Genomic DNA, 17,447 nt, shown 5'->3' on the forward strand with positions numbered 1-17,447 from the left:
ATGACATTACCAGTAATAGAATCAGGAAAACTATTATTTTCACTTTTAATTATCGCTTTTTGTCCTAATTTTAATTTACTAATATCACTTTCATAAACTTCCGCAATGATTAACATTTGTTTTGTGTTAGCCATTTCAATTACTCCCTCAGCATTGTCAATGGTTTCACCTTCATAGGCTTTTATGTCAATCACCTGCCCATCATTTGGGGCTTTAATTTGAGTTAGACTTAATTCTATGGTAGCTTGATGAACCATTGATATTGCTTTTTGTACTTCAGCTTGAGCTTTGACAACATCAACCTTCCTAATTTCTGAAATTTCCTCTAACCGTGCTTGGGCTTCTTTTACCTGTTTTGTTAAAGTATTAATATTTTGTAAGGCTAGGGCTTTTATTTCCCTGATTTCTTCGGTGATGGTGGTGACAGTTTTTTGATAACTACCCTCTGATTCTTGATAACGTTTTTTGGTAGTTTCAACGGTTAATTCTCTGGTTTCAAAATCTGATTGCGAAATAACCCCTTCTTTAACTAATTCTTGATAACGGCTTAATTCACTTTGGGCATTATTTAATTCTGCTTGTAGTCTTTCTATCGTTGCTTGTCTTTCTTTTTTTTCAGCAACTAATTGAGCTTGTAAACGAGTAATTTTTGCCCTATCTACTTCTTTTTGTGCCGTTAATTGAGCATTTAATCTTTCAATGGTTGATTTTTGAGCATTAATTTCACCTTCTTTCGCTCCTGCTTTGATAATCGCTAAATTAGCTTGAGCAACTTCTAAATCTTTTTGTGCACTAATCAATTCGGCTTTTTTGGTATCGTAATCAGAAGTAATAGCAATTATATCTCCTTTTTTGACAATACTACCTTCTGAAACCAGTAAAGATTTAACCTTCGATCCTGACATAGAAGGATTTGCAGCTACTTTAATTATTTCTCCTTGAGGCTCAATTCTACCTAAAGCACTTACGGCGGTTATGGGGGCTTTTTCGACTATAGGGGTATCGGGTTGTGTTTGAAAACTCCCTTTTTGCAGAAAATAAACGCTTGTACTAATCAAAGTAATTATTCCTAACGCCGTAGAAATTATTACCCACTTTTTACCGTTGTCTCGAAAAACAGAGGTATTTTCGCTCATTTTGTTCTGAGTTATACTAAACTGCAAAATTTAATTGATCTAATCTAATAATCATACTAGACGGTATGGTATGATATTGTCAAGAATAAATAATTAGGTGATTAGTCATGGGTGATTCATCATTGGTGAGAGGGTGACTTTCTCATTCCTAACAAGGGGTTTAAACCTCTTGCTAATACCTAATTCGGTGTAAGGGTTGAATATTATTCAATCCCTACTCCTAATTCTTAATTCCTTATTGCGTCAAATAAAAAAATGATTTCCAATTATCAACAAAAAAAAGCTGAAGCAAAAGCCGAGCAAATATTCAAAGGGGCATTATCCCAATTTTTAGAATTTGGTTATGTGGGTGCAAGTATGGATAAAATTGCCCATGCGGCAGGAGTTTCTAAACAGACTCTATATAGTCATTTTGGCGATAAAGAAAGTTTATTTAAAGCCTTGATTAAACAAGTGGCAACCCAAGAATTTCAGTTAGTTTGGGGTAAACCGTTACAAGGAAAACCAGAATTTGTTTTGAGGGAATTAGCACAAAGAATTATTCAAGAAATTAGTGATTCACAATATTTAGCTTTTGTACATATTATTGTTACTGAAGCCAAAAATCAGCCAGAGTTAACCCAAATATTTTTGGAGAATGTTTGTAAACCCGCCATGGCAACTTTAACTAATTATCTCTCGAACTGTGATGACTTACAATTAGATGACCCAGAGGCGATCGCCGTTATTTTTGTTTATACTTTAATTCACTATGTTATTACACAAGAAATACTAGGAGGAAATATTATTATTCCCATTGTACCAGAGAGAGTTATTGATAATTTAATTAAAATGATCGTCAAAATTTGAGCTAAAAAATGACAAGATAGATAGGTATGCTTAAATAATTAGGTAGGCAAAATTATTGGTATGTTTGTAGTAAGCTATTGAGGGCTTATTGTTAATTTATAACAGCCAAAACCTTGACTACGAACTTTGAAAAAACATACAGTTAATTTTACACTAACTACTACGGATAAGGCAGAATGGGAAGTTGTCAAAAATGTTGTATTTTTTATGTGGGTTAAGCGTTGGTTTAGCTATTTGTTTATGGAAAAATTATCAAGTTAATATTCAATTAACAGATATTTTACATTCCCTATCACAATTTGAAACTCTTGATTCATTCCCCAAAATAGTTCAAGTTAGACGAAATGTTAACTTACTAAATAACCGTTTTTATTATACCCAATTAGAGTTAGATCTTCATCGTCATTTAATTAATCAAATTCCTCTGGCTTATTTAAGAATAGATGCAGAAAATTGCTTACAAGAATGTAATGAAGAAGCAAAAAAAATCTTACATATTCAGCGTTGGAATCCAGAAGTGTTAAGATTATTTTTAGAATTAGTACGATCTTATGAATTAGATCAATTAATTCAACAAACTCGAAAAACTCAGCAAAAATTAGTTATTGAATGGCAGTTTTTTCCTACTACTAATTATATTTTAGAAAAAGAAGATAACCTCGAAATAGAAAATTATAAACCCGTTTTTTTGAAAGCTTATAGTTATCCTTTACCGGCAAGACACGTTAGTATTTTTATCGAAAATCAACAACTAATCAAAGAATTATCTAACCGACGAGATGAGGCTTATTCAGATTTAAGTCATGAATTGAGAACTCCTTTAACTTCTATGTTATTACTAGCCGAAACTTTGCTAAAATATACTGATGGAAAAGGTAAAATTTGGGTGGAACAAATGTCCCAAGAAATTAACCGTTTAATCGATTTAGTAGAAAATTGGTTAGAAATTGCTACTTTAGATAAAAATCCTTATGAAACCTTAAATTTTCAACAATTAGATTTAAAACAATTAATATTATCTGCATGGAAATCTTTAAAGATATTAGCAGATCAAGAACAAATTTCTTTGGAATATCAAGGAGAAGAAAAAATAATTATTTCCGCAGATATTAACCGTTTAACTCAAGTATTTGTTAATTTATTTGATAATAGTATTAAACATAGTTCTTACGGTGGTTTAATTATAGTTAAAGTTAATATTAAAAATAATGATGATGATGAGAAATACTTAGAAATAAATTTGATTGATTCTGGTACCGGTTTTAATACAAATGATTTACCTTATATTTTCGAGCGACTATATCGAGGAGATAAATCCAGAGTAAGAAATGCAAGGGAGGGTAGCGGTTTGGGATTAAGTATTGTTAAGCAAATTATTGAAGCACATCAAGGCTTAATTACAGCTAATAATCATCCTAAAACTAAAGGTGCATGGTTTCAAATTATATTCCCTTTTGATAAATTGAATGGTAAAAATTAAGAGATTTTTTAAGATTAAATTAAATAATATTTTAATTCAATAAAGTGCAACAAATTGTAAGGTAGGCATTGCAGTTATTTAATGTAGTTTACCAATTTTTAAAAGTGCTGTCAGATAAATTTAATTATGATTATTGTTCTTCAAAACCGTAAGTTTCCCTGATAAGATATAATGGTCTTCCTTTTACTTCTTCATAAATTCTAGCGATATATTCTCCCATAACACCTAAAGTAATTAACTGAATACCACCTAAAAATAAAATTGCCACAATAGTGGAAGCATAACCGGGTAAGTCAATGCCAAAAATCAGAGTTTTCAGTAATAAAAATAATCCATATAGTAAAGCAATTAAAGAGATAAAGACACCAAAATAACTCCAAATTTTAAGGGGAATTGAGCTAAAAGAAGTGATACCATCTAAAGCAAAATTCCATAATTTCCAATAATTAAAACTACTTTTTCCCCCGTATCTTGGCAACCTTTCAAAATATATCGCTGCCTGTCGATAACCAACCCATGAAAATAAACCTTTCATAAAGCGATTTTTTTCTGGTAATTGTCTTAAAGCCTTGACAACTTTTTCATCTAATAAACGATAATCTCCTGTGTTGGGAGGAATAGGAATAACACTAATTTTGCCAATAATACTATAAAAATAATCAGCAGTTTTTTTCTTTAACCATGACTCTCCTTGACGAGATTTTCTCACGGCATAAACCATGTCATAACCTTCTCGCCATTTTGCCATTAAATCAATAATTAATTCTGGTGGATCTTGTAATTCGGCATCAATGGGAATAACGACTTTTCCTGTGGTATAATCTAATCCAGCACTCATGGCGATTTCTTTTCCAAAATTGCGAGATAAATTAATAATTTTAATGCGGTTATCTTGACGGTGATAGTTAATTAGTTGTTGTAAAGTATCATCTTTGCTACCATCATTAATGCAAACTATTTCATAATCTAAATTGAGGGGATTTAATACTAATTGTAAATGAGAAAAAAGTTTTTCTAAATTTTCTTCTTCATTATAACAAGGTATTAATAGAGATAAATCTGGTTGATTTTGCTTCACAATGTATTAATGATTCTTAATTCTTCAGGCAATGGGCAATGGTAAAATCAGAGTTGGTGAATTAAGCTATGATTTTTGGTTTTGGTTTTGGGTAGGGAATAGGCAATAGTGACAATATTTGAATTAACCAACGCCCTTAATTTTTAATTAATTATAATTTTTCCTTGTCGTAAAGTTTGCCAATTTTCTCCTGTCCATTTTATAACAGTAGAGGCAATTCCAATATTTTTATTATCATAGTCTAAAACAGACACAGAAGGAAACTTTTTGGCAATGGCTGACATATCTGTTAAGGCTTCTTCTCCTGATAGGTTAGCACTTGTGGTAGCTAATGCACCAGTATGTTTAAGAATTTCTTGGGCGATCGAAAAATCAGGAACACGAACCCCTATACTGTTAGGATTAAGAGGATTCATTGTGGGGGGAATGAGAGAAGAAGCAGGTAAAACCATTGTTAAACCTCCGGGTAAATATTTATAGGCTATCTCTTGCCAAATTTTTAATTCTGCTGATGTACCTTTGACATATTGCCAAATTTCTTCTATACTGCTAGTCATTAAAATTAAGGGTTTTTCATAACTTCTTTGCTTCAACTTAAAAATCAATTCGCTGTAACTTGGTTTTACACCTAAAGCTGGTAACGTATCAGTAGGAAAACTAATTACTTGATTGGCGATCGCCTTTTCAATTAAAACAGACAAAGAAACCATAAAATTAATGAGGAATGAGGAATGAGGAATGAGGAATCGCCAATGACAAATGACAAACGACAAATCACCCATTATCTATTACTTATCATAAAATGCGTCTAGTTTATTTTGGTACACCTGAATTTGCAGTCACTACGTTAGAAAAATTATTAGACAATTCTTCCCATAAAATAATCGCTGTTGTCACCCAACCAGACAAAAGACGTGGCAGGGGTAATAAAATGATACCTTCTCCAGTGAAAGAATTAGCATTAAAACATAATTTACCAGTATGGCAACCCACGAGAATCAAAAAAGATAAAGAAACTCTCGAATTGTTACAAAAAAGTCATGCTGATGTGTTTGTGGTTGTTGCTTACGGGCAAATTTTATCGTCTAAAATTCTTAATATGCCGAAATTAGGCTGTATTAATGTTCACGGTTCAATTTTACCAGAATATCGAGGTGCTGCACCTATTCAATGGAGTATTTATGATGGCAAAACAGAAACGGGAGTAACAACTATGTTGATGGATGAAGGCATGGATACAGGAGATATGTTACTGAAAGCCTATACCTCTATTGATTTATTTACTAATGTTGAGGAATTATCCTTAGCTTTAGCTTCTCAAGGTGCTGATTTATTGCTAGAAACTTTAACACAATTACAGAAAAATGAGCTAAAACCGATTCCTCAAAATGAAGATTTAGTAACTTATGCCCGTTTAATTGATAAAGTTGATTATCGTATCGATTGGCATAAATCTTCCTTACAAATTCATAACCAAATTAGGGCATTTTATCCCCATTGTATCACCACTTTTCGATCGCAAATTTTAAAAATAATGAGGAGTTTACCTTTAACAGAAATAAAAACCTTAGATTTACCCTCAAATTTAAGAAAATTATCATCATTGCTACAAGATTTAGAAACACTTTTTGGGGAAATTGGCGAAATAGTAAAAACTATTAAAAATTTTGGTTTTGTTGTGCAAACAAGCTCAGGTTTATTGTTAGTATTAGAAGTACAATTAGCTGGTAAAAAACAGCAATCTGCATGGAATTTTGTTAACGGCACTCATTTACAATTAGGTGAAAAACTCAGTTAATTTTAATCCTTTCAAATGCTAAGATAAGTATAATAATTTGTTGCTAAAAATGTTAACTTAAAATATTTAGATTAAATTAGCTAACTATTCATAATACAATATGCAAAAAACTCTCTTATTTTTCTTAAGTTTAAGTTTCTTTTTCTTATTAAATTTATACCTAATTTCACCTATACAAGCTCAAACTTTAAATAACTTAACTGGGAAAGAAATTTTTTCTATTAACTGTGCCGGATGTCACCCTAATGGTAGTAATATTATTCGTAGAGGTAAAAATCTGCGGTTAAAAACTTTGCAAAAAAATGGTTATAATTCTGTAGAAGCTATCGCTAATATAATTACTAATGGTAAAAATAATATGTCATCATTTAAAGATCGTCTCACAGAAAAAGAGATTAATCAAGTAGCAAAATACGTTATTGAACAAGCCGAGAATAATTGGCAATAATTCAATTTTTAATATTTAATAAAAAGGATTAATTTTATTATGTTATTAGGTGCAAGTATTATAACAGTTTCTGCCCTTTTAGTTTATTTTGTAACAATTATTAATGTTGGCAGAGCGAGGGCAAAATATCAAGTAATGCCTCCGGCAATGTCAGGAGAGCCTAATTTTGAAAGGGCATTAAGAGTACAAGAAAATATGTTAGAACAACTAATATTCTTCTTACCTTTAATGTGGATTTTTTCTTATTATATTAGTGAATTATGGGGAGCAATTTTAGGAGGTATTTGGATTTTAGGAAGGGTTTTATATGCTTGGGGTTATTATCAAGAAGCGAAAAAAAGAGCTTTAGGTTTCGGAATTAGTAGTTTTAGTAGTGTCACTTTATTATTAGGTTGTTTAATTACGTTAGGAATATTAATAATCAAGAATATTGTATAAGTACCAGTGCAAAATTAATTATATATAAGGAAGGGGTTTAAACCCCTTTTTCTGCTAGATTGCCCGAAAATAAAATGGAGGATTAATTTGACTAATCCTACTTAGATAAAATTCAGATAATGAGTTATAAAAACTTTGTGCCTTCTTTGCGTCTTTGCGAGAGAAAATATTAGAACTATTTGAACGAACCGAATATTAAATATAACATTAAAAATATTCTTAATTAGCTTTTAGTAAAGGATTCATCCCTTATTTCCTCCTTGATAGCAAATATCAAATCTTTACTTTGTTAAACACATCATGTAAAACTTGTGCTGATTGTTGTAATAATTTTTCTTCATCATCGCTGAGGGTAAGATTAACTGTTTTTAAGATACCCCTCTCATTGATAACCCTAGGGATACTTAAACAAACATCTTCAATGCCATATAAACCTGTCATTAATCCACTAACGGTTAAAATGCGCTCTTGAGAATATAAAATCGCTTTGACAATGTCAGTGGTAGCTAAACCAATAGCATAAGAGGTATAACCTTTCCTTTGAATAATCTCGTAGGCGGCATTTGTGACATTGAAGGAAATACTCGATAATTTATTTTGCTCTTCGGTGGTCAAATTTTCCCATCCATCAGGTACAATTTTCATACCGCCAATATTTGCTGTACTCCATACTGGTACTTTACTATCTCCATGTTCACCAATAATGTAGGCGTGAACGCTACGCGCATCAATACCCATTTCTTTGGCAATTAATGAACGAAAACGAGCGCTATCTAATACTGTACCAGAACCGATGACTCTTGAGGAAGGAAAACCAGTGATTTTTAAGGTAGCGTAAGTTAAAATATCTACAGGATTACTAACTACTAAAATAATGGATTCAGGGCAATATTTAACTACATCTTTTAAAATACTTTTATAAATATTAATATTGCGATCTAGTAAACTTAAACGACTTTCTCCTTCTTGTTGTGCAACTCCGGCAGTTATTATTACTATGTCAGCATTTTGTCCTACATCAGCAACAGTGCCCATTTTTAAATCCGTTGGTGGTAAAAATGAAATTCCATGGGATAAATCCATTACTTCCCCTTCTAATTTCTCTGTGTCTATATCCTGTAAAATTAATTCATCAAAACAATTTTGAATTAGTAGAGAATAGGCACAGGCTAAACCAACCTGCCCTAAACCGATAATAACTCCTTTACGAGGACGAAGAGAAGAGGGTTTTTCTGAACAAGGATTGGGTATTAAAATTTTTTCAAACATATTTAAAGATCTTTTTGTGAGTTTTAACCATTTTAGTATAAACAAAAAAGATATTAATATCAGGTTAATTTAAAGTTAAATTTATAAATTTTTTTTAATAATGAGAGGAATTTCTTGAGTTTTTCTTGTTTGTGGATTTATGCAAATATGCCTTGTTAAAGCTGAGGCAATTAACACATTATCTTGATTGATTTTGTAGCTAATTTCAAAAATTTTGTCATTAATTAATTTAGTGCTAAGATCAATCATAATTAAATCACCACAAAAAAGAGGTTTAAAAAAATCTATTTCAGCATGAATAATAGGAATAGCAATTATATTATTCCTAAAAAAATCTGGTAAATTAATCTTTAATTTAGTTAAATATTCTTCGTAACTTTCATGACAAATTGATAATAAATTAGCAAAATAAACTACTCCCGCTGCATCAGTATCAGCAAAATATATTTTTCTTTGATAGGTAAATTTATTCATTATTTTAGGGAAAATAATTAAGGTTAATAATTAGTAATATTTATATGTTGCAGTTCAATATTTCTAATTTCTCATGATTTTAAGGTACATTAGTCTTAGGATTTAGATTTTATTGAGTTACTTTGGTGCAAATTACAAGTGTTTAAGGAAATTATCGCTCGTTGGTGGTCAGAATTTACCCTTCAAACTAAATTAATGGCGATCGCCACCCTCGTGGTATCGTTAGTGATGAGTAGTTTGACTTTTTGGGCGGTTAACTCTATTCAACAAGATGCTCAAATTAATGATACTCGTTTCGGACGAGATTTAGGCTTACTTTTAGCTAGTAATGTGACACCTTTGATTGCCGAAGATAAGTTAACAGAAGTAGCACAATTTTCTGGACGTTTTTTTCACAGTACATCTAGTGTCAGATATATTATTTATGCCAATGAGGAAGGGCATATTTTTTTTGGTATTCCTTTTTCTCAAGATGAAGTCAAAAATTCCCTTACTATTCAACGAAAATTAGAATTACCAGAAGATTATAACCCAGAGGTTAACAATCCCGTAGTTAGACAACATTTAACTCCAGATGGTAAAGTTACCGATGTTTTTGTGCCTTTATCTTTAAAGAATCAATATTTAGGGGTGTTAGCTATTGGTATTAACCCTAATCCCACGGTTGTAGCCTCTTCTAACCTTACTAGAGATGTAACTATTGCGGTTTTTATTTCCATTTGGGCAATGGTTATTTTAGGAGGTGTATTTAATGCTTTAACCATTACTCAACCGATTAAAGAATTATTGTTGGGGGTGAAAAACATCGCCACTGGAAATTTTAAGCAAAGAATTGATTTACCTCTTGGTGGTGAATTAGGTGAATTGATTTTAAGTTTTAATGATATGGCAGAAAGATTAGAGAAATTTGAAGAACAAAATATCGAAGAATTAACCGCAGAAAAAGCTAAACTTGAAACTCTTGTTTCCACTATCGCTGACGGAGCAATTTTATTAGATTCACAACTAAAATTAATCTTAGTAAATCCCACCGCACGAAGAATGTTTAAATGGGAAGAAACCCATATTATTGGTGAAAATTTCTTGGAATATTTACCTCCAGAAGTAACTGAACAATTGCAACAACCTCTAACTCATATTTCTCAAGAAGAACAGACAAAAGAAGAAAAAGAACATCATAATATTTTACCCTCAAGAGGAGAATTTATTATAAGTTTAAATCCACCAAATCAAAATACTTTTAGGGTTTTACTTACTCAAGTATTAGATCAAAATAGAGAAAATATTAAAGGAATTGTGATAACTGTACAGGATATAACAAAAGAGGTAGAGTTAAATGAGGCTAAAAGTCAATTTATTAGTAATGTTTCCCATGAATTAAGAACTCCTTTATTTAATATTAAATCTTTTATAGAAACTCTTTTTGAATATGGTGATGACTTAACAGAAGCAGAAAAATTAGAATTTTTACAAACTGCTAATCATGAGACTGATCGTCTAACTCGCTTAGTCAATGATGTCTTAGATTTATCTCGTTTAGAATCCTCTCGTAATTATGAATTTACACCCTTAGATTTAGCACAACCCATCGAACAAACTTTAAGAACTTATCAGTTAAATGCTAAGGATAAAAATATAGAATTAATCCAAGATATTCAGCCTTCTTTACCACCTATTTGGGGTCATTATGATCTACTTTTACAAGTATTTACTAATTTAGTTGGTAACGCTCTTAAATTCACCTTAGAAAAAGGTACTGTTACCATTAAGGCTTATGCCGTCAAAGCTAACCCTGAAAATCCTCAAGAATATTCTCATGTAAGGGTAGAAATTACAGATACGGGAATAGGTATTGCCCCTGAAGATCAAGAAGCTATATTTGATCGCTTTTTCCGAGTCGAAAACCGAGTACATACTTTAGAAGGCACTGGGTTAGGTTTATCCATTGTGAAAAATATTATTGATAAACATAATACTCGAATTCATTTAGTCAGTGAAGAAGGAGTGGGTACAACTTTTTGGTTTGATTTACAGATATATAATGTAGCATAGTACTAAAGAAAAAACCGTTATAAAAGATGATTAAACAAAATTATAAATACAGTAAGAAGAAAAAGATAAACTAATTATTCATCAAATGGCTATGTAATTTTTGTTAAGAATAACGGCTAAAGCCATTACGACTAACCTCAGTTAAGTAATGTAACGATTATTGCTAACTATCACTATAATAATTAAAATATTAAACAGCAATATAACTATTAAGTGATAAATAAATGACTGCTACAGCGATTAAACCCGGTATAAAAAAAACCTCTGTGAAAGAAACTCTCCTTACCCCTAGATTTTATACCACTGATTTTGATGCCATCGCCAAAATGGATTTATCTCTTCAAGAGGAAGAATTGAAAGCGATGATTGCGGAAATGAAAACCGATTATAACCGAAATCATTTTGTTAGAGATGAAGATTTTGAGAAAAGTTGGGATAACATTGACAAAACCACAAAAACCGCTTTTGTAGATTTTCTTGAACGTTCTTGCACTTCAGAATTTTCGGGGTTTATCCTTTTTAAAGAATTATCTCGTCGTTTAAAAGAGAGTAACCCTATGTTGGCAGAGATTTTTCATTTAATGGCAAGGGATGAGGCACGTCATGCAGGTTTTATTAATAAAGCCATGAGTGATTTTAACATTTCTTTGGATTTAGGCTATTTAACCAAACATCGGGTTTATACTTTCTTTAAGCCAGAATGGGTAATTTATGCCGTGTATTTGTCAGAAAAAATCGGTTATTGGCGTTATATCTTAATGTATCGTCATTTAGAGCGTAATCCTGAATATCAATTCTATCCTATTTTCAAAAAATTTGAGCATTGGTGTCAAGATGAAAGTCGTCACGGTGATATTTTTAACGCTTTATTGCGATCGCAGACTTCTATGTGGAAAGGATGGAAAGCTAAATTATGGTCAAGATTTTTCTTACTATCAGTTTTTGCTACTCATACCTTAACAGTCCATGAAAGAGCAGATTTTTATGCTTCCGTAGGATTAAATGCTCAACAATATGATCGTGAAGTTACTATTAATACTAATAACACAGCGGCCAAAGCTTTTCCTGTCATTTTAGATACTAATCATCCTGAATTTTTTCCTCGTTTAGAAAAATGTTCTGACTATAATCTACAATTATCAAATATCGAGAAAAATACTAACAATAAACTGGTTAAATTTTTCCGTCAATTACCTTTACAAATTGCTATTTTTTGGAATTTATTATGCCTATATTTGATTAAACCCATTGAAACAGAAGAATTAAGAGGAGTTGTACGTTAATAAATTAATAAGTAATAAGTAATGAGAGGAGAAATTTTTTTCAAAACTACAACAGAAGAATAAATTTTAACTTCATACTTAAAGAGATTGGGAAAAAGTACAAGAACTAAGTAAAATATAGATGTTAATTATCTCTAGTTTTATGACTGTAGTTAAATCTGTACCACCTGAAATTCTCGAACAAGTAGCAGAATATTTTAATATATTAAGCAACCCTATGCGTTTACAAATCTTAAATTTATTAGGAGATGGGGAAAAGTGTGTGCAAGAATTAGTGGAAAAGACAAAAACCAGTCAAGCAAATGTTTCTAAACACCTTAAAATAATGTTACAGGCAGGAATTATTAATCGTCGTGCCGAAGGGACTTCCGCCTATTATTATGTAGAAGACTCTCTTATTTTCGAGTTATCTCATCTTGTTTGTAATCGTTTAGCTGATAAAATTGAAAAACAAGCACTTCAGTTTCGTAATTTTAGTCTTGCCAAAATAATCAGTAATGAAAAATGAAAAATTCAGAAGGGCGAATAGAGAATGAGAAATGATTGATTAATAATTGTGGAATAAATATAGCAATCGGAAAATAGATTGTAGTAAATTAAATATTAATAACTCCCAAACTCAAGTCATTTCTAAATTCTAAATTTTTACCGAGGGAAATGCCACAAATCAAATAAGATTACTATATCTTGCCCATAATTGTTAATTGTTAATTGTTAATTATTAACTAACATTATTAATTGTTTTTTGACCAGCGATCGAACTTGATCTAAAGTAAAATTAGTTTGAGAAAGAATATCTCCTACTGTTAAATTTTCCGCAGGATTTTTACCACAGTATTGCATAAAAGAAAATTCCTCATCATCAATAGTTATAGGATGAAATTGATAGTTTAATAAACTTTTACTTTCCCAACCTAACAAACAAGGATTTAATTCTGGTTTTGCTTGTTTTAGTAATTGATTATCTTGCCAATTTTCTTTAATTAAAGGAGGTTTTCCTAAGAAAAATTCATAGTGAGTGATATTATCAGGATCTAGTAATTCTATCAAACGATAACGTTGTTGATCTGTTAAATTTTTTGCTCGATTAATTAAGTCTTGATTTTTGCCAATTAACCTCTCTAATTGCCATGACTCAGGGTTAGAAAAACCAATAAATTCTAAACCAGAAACAGCAATGAATTTAAACAAAGTATCAATATTATAGTCAACCTCTTGAGGATGCACATACATATCCGCAAAACATTCATCTCTTTGATTTTCCCACTGCCAACGCAGTTTTTCTTTAGTGACTAGGCGGTTATCTTCAGGTAAGGTGGCAAAAATTTCCCTACCAACTTTCACCCCGTCAACATAATCACCTCGATTATCACCTTGTAACAAGGCAATGGCTTTTTGCATCAGTTGAATTTCCCATCTACCTAACTCTCCATAGACAAAAATGTGCATAATACCACCTTCGGCTAACTTTTCCGCTATGGCTTTAATGCCGATTTCAGGCTCTGGTAAATGATGTAATACACCGACACAGTTAATTAAATCAAAACTTCCCTCTAAAGTATTAACAGATTCAAGAGGAAGTTGTTTAAAAGTAATTGTACCTTGAAAATTATTTAATACTCCCGATTTTTCCAGCCGTTTTTGTGCCGTAGCTAAGGCATTTTCACTAATATCAATAGCAACAATATCCGCCGTAGGATTATGCAATAGTAAATATTCTGTACCAGAACCAGTACCACAACCAGCATCCAAAATACGGATTTTTTCTTTTTGAGGCTTCATTCCCGTACAAAAATTATAAGCAGATTGGTAATGCCAACGCCAATTATAACCCGGAGGCGGTTCATCTAATAATGGATCTGGAGGAAAAGGATATGTGTTATAAAGTTTTTGAACGGCTTTTCTAACTTCTGACATTTTAATAGTTAATATAATGCTATTTTATCTCTTTACTATTATCTATTAAAAATGCTGAAAAATCAAAAGTATTAATTAAGAAAAACTCTCTGTAATTTTTGAAACTAAATCACTAATTTAATGCAGAATAATTGTTTATTGTCAATGATCTATTTTAAATTATTTACATATCTAATAACGCATCTTCTTGATTAGTTAAAATAACACAATCTGAGGTAACAAAAGTTCGACAAGTTAATAAAAATCCTGCTTCTTCTTCCTTCGGTTTTAAAAAAGTGTGATCATGAATAATCGAACCTTCTACCAATTTTGCAGTACAAGTTACACAAACTCCAGCGTTACAGGATGACGGTAATTTTATGCCTTCAGTAATTGCTACATCACTAATATATTCATTTTCTTTCACATTTAACACTTTTTTATTCCCACTGGGAAAAACCAATGTTACCTTGTGAGTTTTGATGGCATTTTTAGGTGGAGTCATTGTCATAGTAGCCATAGTCTTTATCTCCTAATTAATAGATAAATGAATCAAGAATTATGGAAAGATAATTTTAAATTGTTGACTATTTAAAACAATATATAGTAATCCTAAATTATAGGTAAAAAAATCAATGATTAGAAAAAACATCAAAAACACTATTACCATTATGATAAAAGCCGATTCCTTAATTCTCTACGAGAACATTTTTTCTAAGGATTAATAGTGGCTACCATATTTATTTAAAACATCATCAATAATTTATCCTTCATTTTTGAGATATTAATTTTCATAAACTTTGCTATTTTTATGAGTATATATACTTATTTTTTATCTCAATTTTATTAAACTTGATTTAATGTTTTTTACTTATTTGAGTATAATTTTAACAGAAAAAAAGTCCATTACTTAACTAAAGAAAATTTACTGTAACAAATGTTAACTTTTTAGCTTAATGTTGAAGAAACGGTAGAATCTTCTTTAATTGACGGTTAAAAATTAGGTTGTGCGTATTTATACTTAATTATTGCCATAACTTAATTTATCAAAACTTTATCAAAAAAACTGGATAATTCTGCTCTCGAAAAGTACAATTATAAAAAAATTACCAATTCAAAGTAAAAAGTGACATCACCAAAACTTATATCAAAATCGGGGGGGGTAAGCAAAACTTATCTTTAGCTCTTTCCCTTGCAACTTTAACTAACCTCGCCTTAACTGTAGATGTAAATTCAGTTCAAGCCATCACCATTTTTAATAATGGTAATCCTAATTTAGCAAGTGGTTATCAAAGTGACTTTAATACTACGACTCGAGCAGTTGACAATTTCTCTTTAACTTCGGATAGTAATACTATTACTCAAATTAACTGGTGGGGAATCTATGCTTTCAATAACTCCGCCCCAACAACAGATAACTTTACCATTCGGATTTTTGAGGATAATGGTGGTACACCAGCTACCAACTTATTACTATTTATTACTATCATAAATTGATTATTTCAAGATTTATTATTATTACCTGATATCGGGAAGTAAAAAATCCCCCATTACCCCTAATACCCTAACACCCTAACATTTTTTACCTACTTATGATTTCAGTTAATAGTCGAAATTGCACTTAATCTTACTTTTTGTCCATTTTCTATTTTACCAGTACTTCTGACGATTAAACGATCATCTGGATTTAATCCTGCTAATATTTCAACTCTACCATTTTTATTTTCTCCTAAGGTAATTTTTCTAGTAATTACTTGTTCATTACCATTAATATTATCTAAAAGAAAGACGGTATTTGATAGTTTTGTTTCTCTAGGATTACCAATTTTTAAAGCTGATTCAGGAATCAAAATAGGTGGAGTTTCATTATTACTAAATCTTACCCTAGCTAATAAACCACTATTAATTTTTTGCTCTTGATTATTTAATAAAATTTCTAGAGGAATTTGTCGTGAATCTCTTTCAGCCGCGGGGGATATTCTCTTAATTATGCCTGTGAATTTTTGTTCAGGAAAAGCATCTAAATTAACGTTAACTGTTTTGCCTAATTTTAACTTTTCTAACTCTAATTCTGATACAGCAACATTTACTTTTACTTGGCTAAAATCTCCTATTTTAATAATTTCTCCTCCGGGTTGAATCAAATTACCTTGCTCTTTTAATATCTCTAATACATAACCGCTACTTGGTGCTTTTATTTGGGTAAAAATTAGCCGTTTTTTCTCCTCTTCAATGGCAGCTTTTTGACTAATAATTCTCCCTTTTGCGGTTTCTACCGCCGCTTTTTTAACATTTACCTGAGATTCTGAGGCTTTTACCGATTGTTTCGCCGTTTTTGCTTCTGTTATGGCTAACTCTACATCTCTTTTGGCGATCGCTCCTTCGTTGTATAATTCTTCTAATCTCCTAGCATCAACTTCTAACTGAGCTAAACGTACTTGATTTGATTTTACCTCAGCTTGAGCGGAAATAACATCAGCTTGAGCCTCTATCACTGCGGAGTTAAGAGAAACCAATTCTGCTTCAGCTTTAGATAATGCCGCCTTTAAAAGAGTATCATCTAATTGAGCTATCACTTGTCCTTGGGTAACTTTATCCCCTATATCTACTTTAAAATTTAATATTTGCCCTTGGGCTTGAGATCGTAATATAATTTCTTTAATAGGTTCTGTTGTACCAATATATTCTCTGGGTTGAGTTAATACTCCCCTTGTAACTTTAATGACATCTACTGATGGAGAAAGAGAAGTTTGAGTTATGGGTTTTTCTTCTTGTGCTTCTGTTTTCTTTTCCCAAAAACAGCCCGATAAAGGCAGTAGTAATAAAAATAAAAATCCGTATTTCGCAATAGTATTAATTTGTATCATAATTTAAACTTAAATAAGATCAAGATTTCTTTACAAAAATTTTATTTTATTCTACCATGTGAACTTTTGTACTAAGAAATCAAACTCAGTTTATAAGTATTTATGCAAAATTAATTGTATAGTAGGAATGCAAGGCAAGGGGTTTAACTCAAATCTTGCACCTACCCACAAATTGACTGGTAAGAGGGAGTAATGAGTAAGGAGTATAAGAATTGGCATTAACCATAAGAGAATTGATTTGCTCACCTTTAACTATTAAGTATTAATGTAAGTCATGCAAGATCTTAGTTTAAACTCTTTGTTACTTATTGTTATTTATTGTTACTGATTGTTACTATAGCTTTGAGAAAAATAAAGGGCATCGATTAATTTTACTCAC

16 protein-coding genes are annotated in these 17,447 nt (G+C 31.1%); 8 read left to right on the plus strand and 8 right to left on the minus strand.

Annotated features, from left to right (window positions below):
- The coding region (locus FWJ34_RS01670; RefSeq protein WP_308253589.1) for an HlyD family efflux transporter periplasmic adaptor subunit at positions 1-1,136 on the minus strand (1,136 nt) is incomplete at its 3' end.
- A gap of 255 nt (positions 1,137-1,391) precedes the next feature.
- On the opposite strand from FWJ34_RS01670, the gene FWJ34_RS01675 reads away from it, so the two are divergent.
- Together FWJ34_RS01675 and FWJ34_RS01680 are read left to right on the plus strand one after the other, a co-directional pair.
- Entirely contained in the window at positions 1,392-1,985 is a 594-nt protein-coding gene (locus tag FWJ34_RS01675) for a TetR/AcrR family transcriptional regulator (RefSeq protein WP_308253591.1), read from the plus strand.
- Positions 1,986-2,178: 193 nt separating this feature from the next.
- Positions 2,179-3,465 carry a HAMP domain-containing sensor histidine kinase gene (locus FWJ34_RS01680; protein WP_308253592.1) on the plus strand — a complete coding sequence of 429 codons (1,287 nt, stop codon included), beginning with the start codon at positions 2,179-2,181 and terminating at the stop codon, positions 3,463-3,465.
- Between the two features lie 130 nt (positions 3,466-3,595).
- Here the strand turns inward: FWJ34_RS01680 and FWJ34_RS01685 are convergent, their stop codons facing one another.
- Both FWJ34_RS01685 and FWJ34_RS01690 read right to left on the minus strand, forming a co-directional pair.
- Positions 3,596-4,546, minus strand: coding sequence for a glycosyltransferase family 2 protein (locus tag FWJ34_RS01685; protein ID WP_308253636.1), 951 nt, complete (start codon positions 4,544-4,546; stop codon positions 3,596-3,598).
- A gap of 140 nt (positions 4,547-4,686) precedes the next feature.
- Complete coding sequence (locus FWJ34_RS01690) at positions 4,687-5,253, minus strand: L-threonylcarbamoyladenylate synthase (RefSeq protein ID WP_308253637.1); 567 nt, start codon at positions 5,251-5,253, stop codon at positions 4,687-4,689.
- Positions 5,254-5,345: 92 nt separating this feature from the next.
- Between FWJ34_RS01690 and fmt the strand changes: the two genes are divergently transcribed.
- The 3 genes from fmt to FWJ34_RS01705 all read left to right on the plus strand — a co-directional run bounded on the left by fmt (position 5,346) and on the right by FWJ34_RS01705 (position 7,227).
- Complete coding sequence (fmt, locus tag FWJ34_RS01695) at positions 5,346-6,341, plus strand: methionyl-tRNA formyltransferase (protein WP_308253593.1); 996 nt, start codon at positions 5,346-5,348, stop codon at positions 6,339-6,341.
- 100 nt (positions 6,342-6,441) lie between these two features.
- A complete protein-coding gene (locus FWJ34_RS01700; protein ID WP_308253595.1) occupies positions 6,442-6,789 on the plus strand; it encodes a c-type cytochrome in 348 nt (115 codons plus the stop codon).
- A 39-nt stretch (positions 6,790-6,828) separates the two neighbouring features.
- Positions 6,829-7,227 (plus strand): MAPEG family protein, encoded by a 399-nt coding sequence (locus FWJ34_RS01705; protein WP_308253597.1) that lies wholly within the window; start codon positions 6,829-6,831, stop codon positions 7,225-7,227.
- 273 nt (positions 7,228-7,500) lie between these two features.
- On the opposite strand, the gene FWJ34_RS01710 is transcribed toward FWJ34_RS01705, so the two are convergent.
- Entirely contained in the window at positions 7,501-8,496 is a 996-nt protein-coding gene (locus FWJ34_RS01710; RefSeq protein WP_308253598.1) for an L-lactate dehydrogenase, read from the minus strand.
- A gap of 81 nt (positions 8,497-8,577) precedes the next feature.
- Positions 8,578-8,970, minus strand: coding sequence for a thioesterase family protein (locus FWJ34_RS01715; RefSeq protein ID WP_308253599.1), 393 nt, complete (start codon positions 8,968-8,970; stop codon positions 8,578-8,580).
- A 195-nt stretch (positions 8,971-9,165) separates the two neighbouring features.
- Here FWJ34_RS01715 and nblS point away from each other — a divergent pair, with 195 nt between their 5' ends.
- The 3 genes from nblS to FWJ34_RS01730 all read left to right on the plus strand — a co-directional run bounded on the left by nblS (position 9,166) and on the right by FWJ34_RS01730 (position 12,813).
- Positions 9,166-11,022 (plus strand): two-component system sensor histidine kinase NblS, encoded by a 1,857-nt coding sequence (gene nblS, locus FWJ34_RS01720; RefSeq protein WP_308253639.1) that lies wholly within the window; start codon positions 9,166-9,168, stop codon positions 11,020-11,022.
- 224 nt (positions 11,023-11,246) lie between these two features.
- A complete protein-coding gene (gene acsF / locus FWJ34_RS01725) occupies positions 11,247-12,305 on the plus strand; it encodes a magnesium-protoporphyrin IX monomethyl ester (oxidative) cyclase (RefSeq protein WP_308253600.1) in 1,059 nt (352 codons plus the stop codon).
- A 142-nt stretch (positions 12,306-12,447) separates the two neighbouring features.
- On the plus strand, positions 12,448-12,813 hold the full coding sequence (locus tag FWJ34_RS01730; protein WP_308253601.1) for a metalloregulator ArsR/SmtB family transcription factor: 366 nt from the start codon (positions 12,448-12,450) through the stop codon (positions 12,811-12,813).
- A gap of 206 nt (positions 12,814-13,019) precedes the next feature.
- On the opposite strand, the gene FWJ34_RS01735 is transcribed toward FWJ34_RS01730, so the two are convergent.
- The 3 genes from FWJ34_RS01735 to FWJ34_RS01745 all read right to left on the minus strand — a co-directional run bounded on the left by FWJ34_RS01735 (position 13,020) and on the right by FWJ34_RS01745 (position 17,068).
- Positions 13,020-14,222 carry a class I SAM-dependent methyltransferase gene (locus tag FWJ34_RS01735; RefSeq protein ID WP_308253602.1) on the minus strand — a complete coding sequence of 401 codons (1,203 nt, stop codon included), beginning with the start codon at positions 14,220-14,222 and terminating at the stop codon, positions 13,020-13,022.
- A 163-nt stretch (positions 14,223-14,385) separates the two neighbouring features.
- The gene (locus FWJ34_RS01740; protein ID WP_308253603.1) at positions 14,386-14,721 is read right to left on the minus strand and encodes a 2Fe-2S iron-sulfur cluster-binding protein; all 336 of its coding nucleotides are present in this window, start codon (positions 14,719-14,721) and stop codon (positions 14,386-14,388) included.
- 1,078 nt (positions 14,722-15,799) lie between these two features.
- The gene (locus FWJ34_RS01745) at positions 15,800-17,068 is read right to left on the minus strand and encodes an efflux RND transporter periplasmic adaptor subunit (protein ID WP_308253604.1); all 1,269 of its coding nucleotides are present in this window, start codon (positions 17,066-17,068) and stop codon (positions 15,800-15,802) included.
- Positions 17,069-17,447: the final 379 nt, after the last annotated feature.

Source organism: Geminocystis sp. GBBB08 (genome assembly GCF_016743215.1).
GTDB lineage: Bacteria > Cyanobacteriota > Cyanobacteriia > Cyanobacteriales > Cyanobacteriaceae > Geminocystis.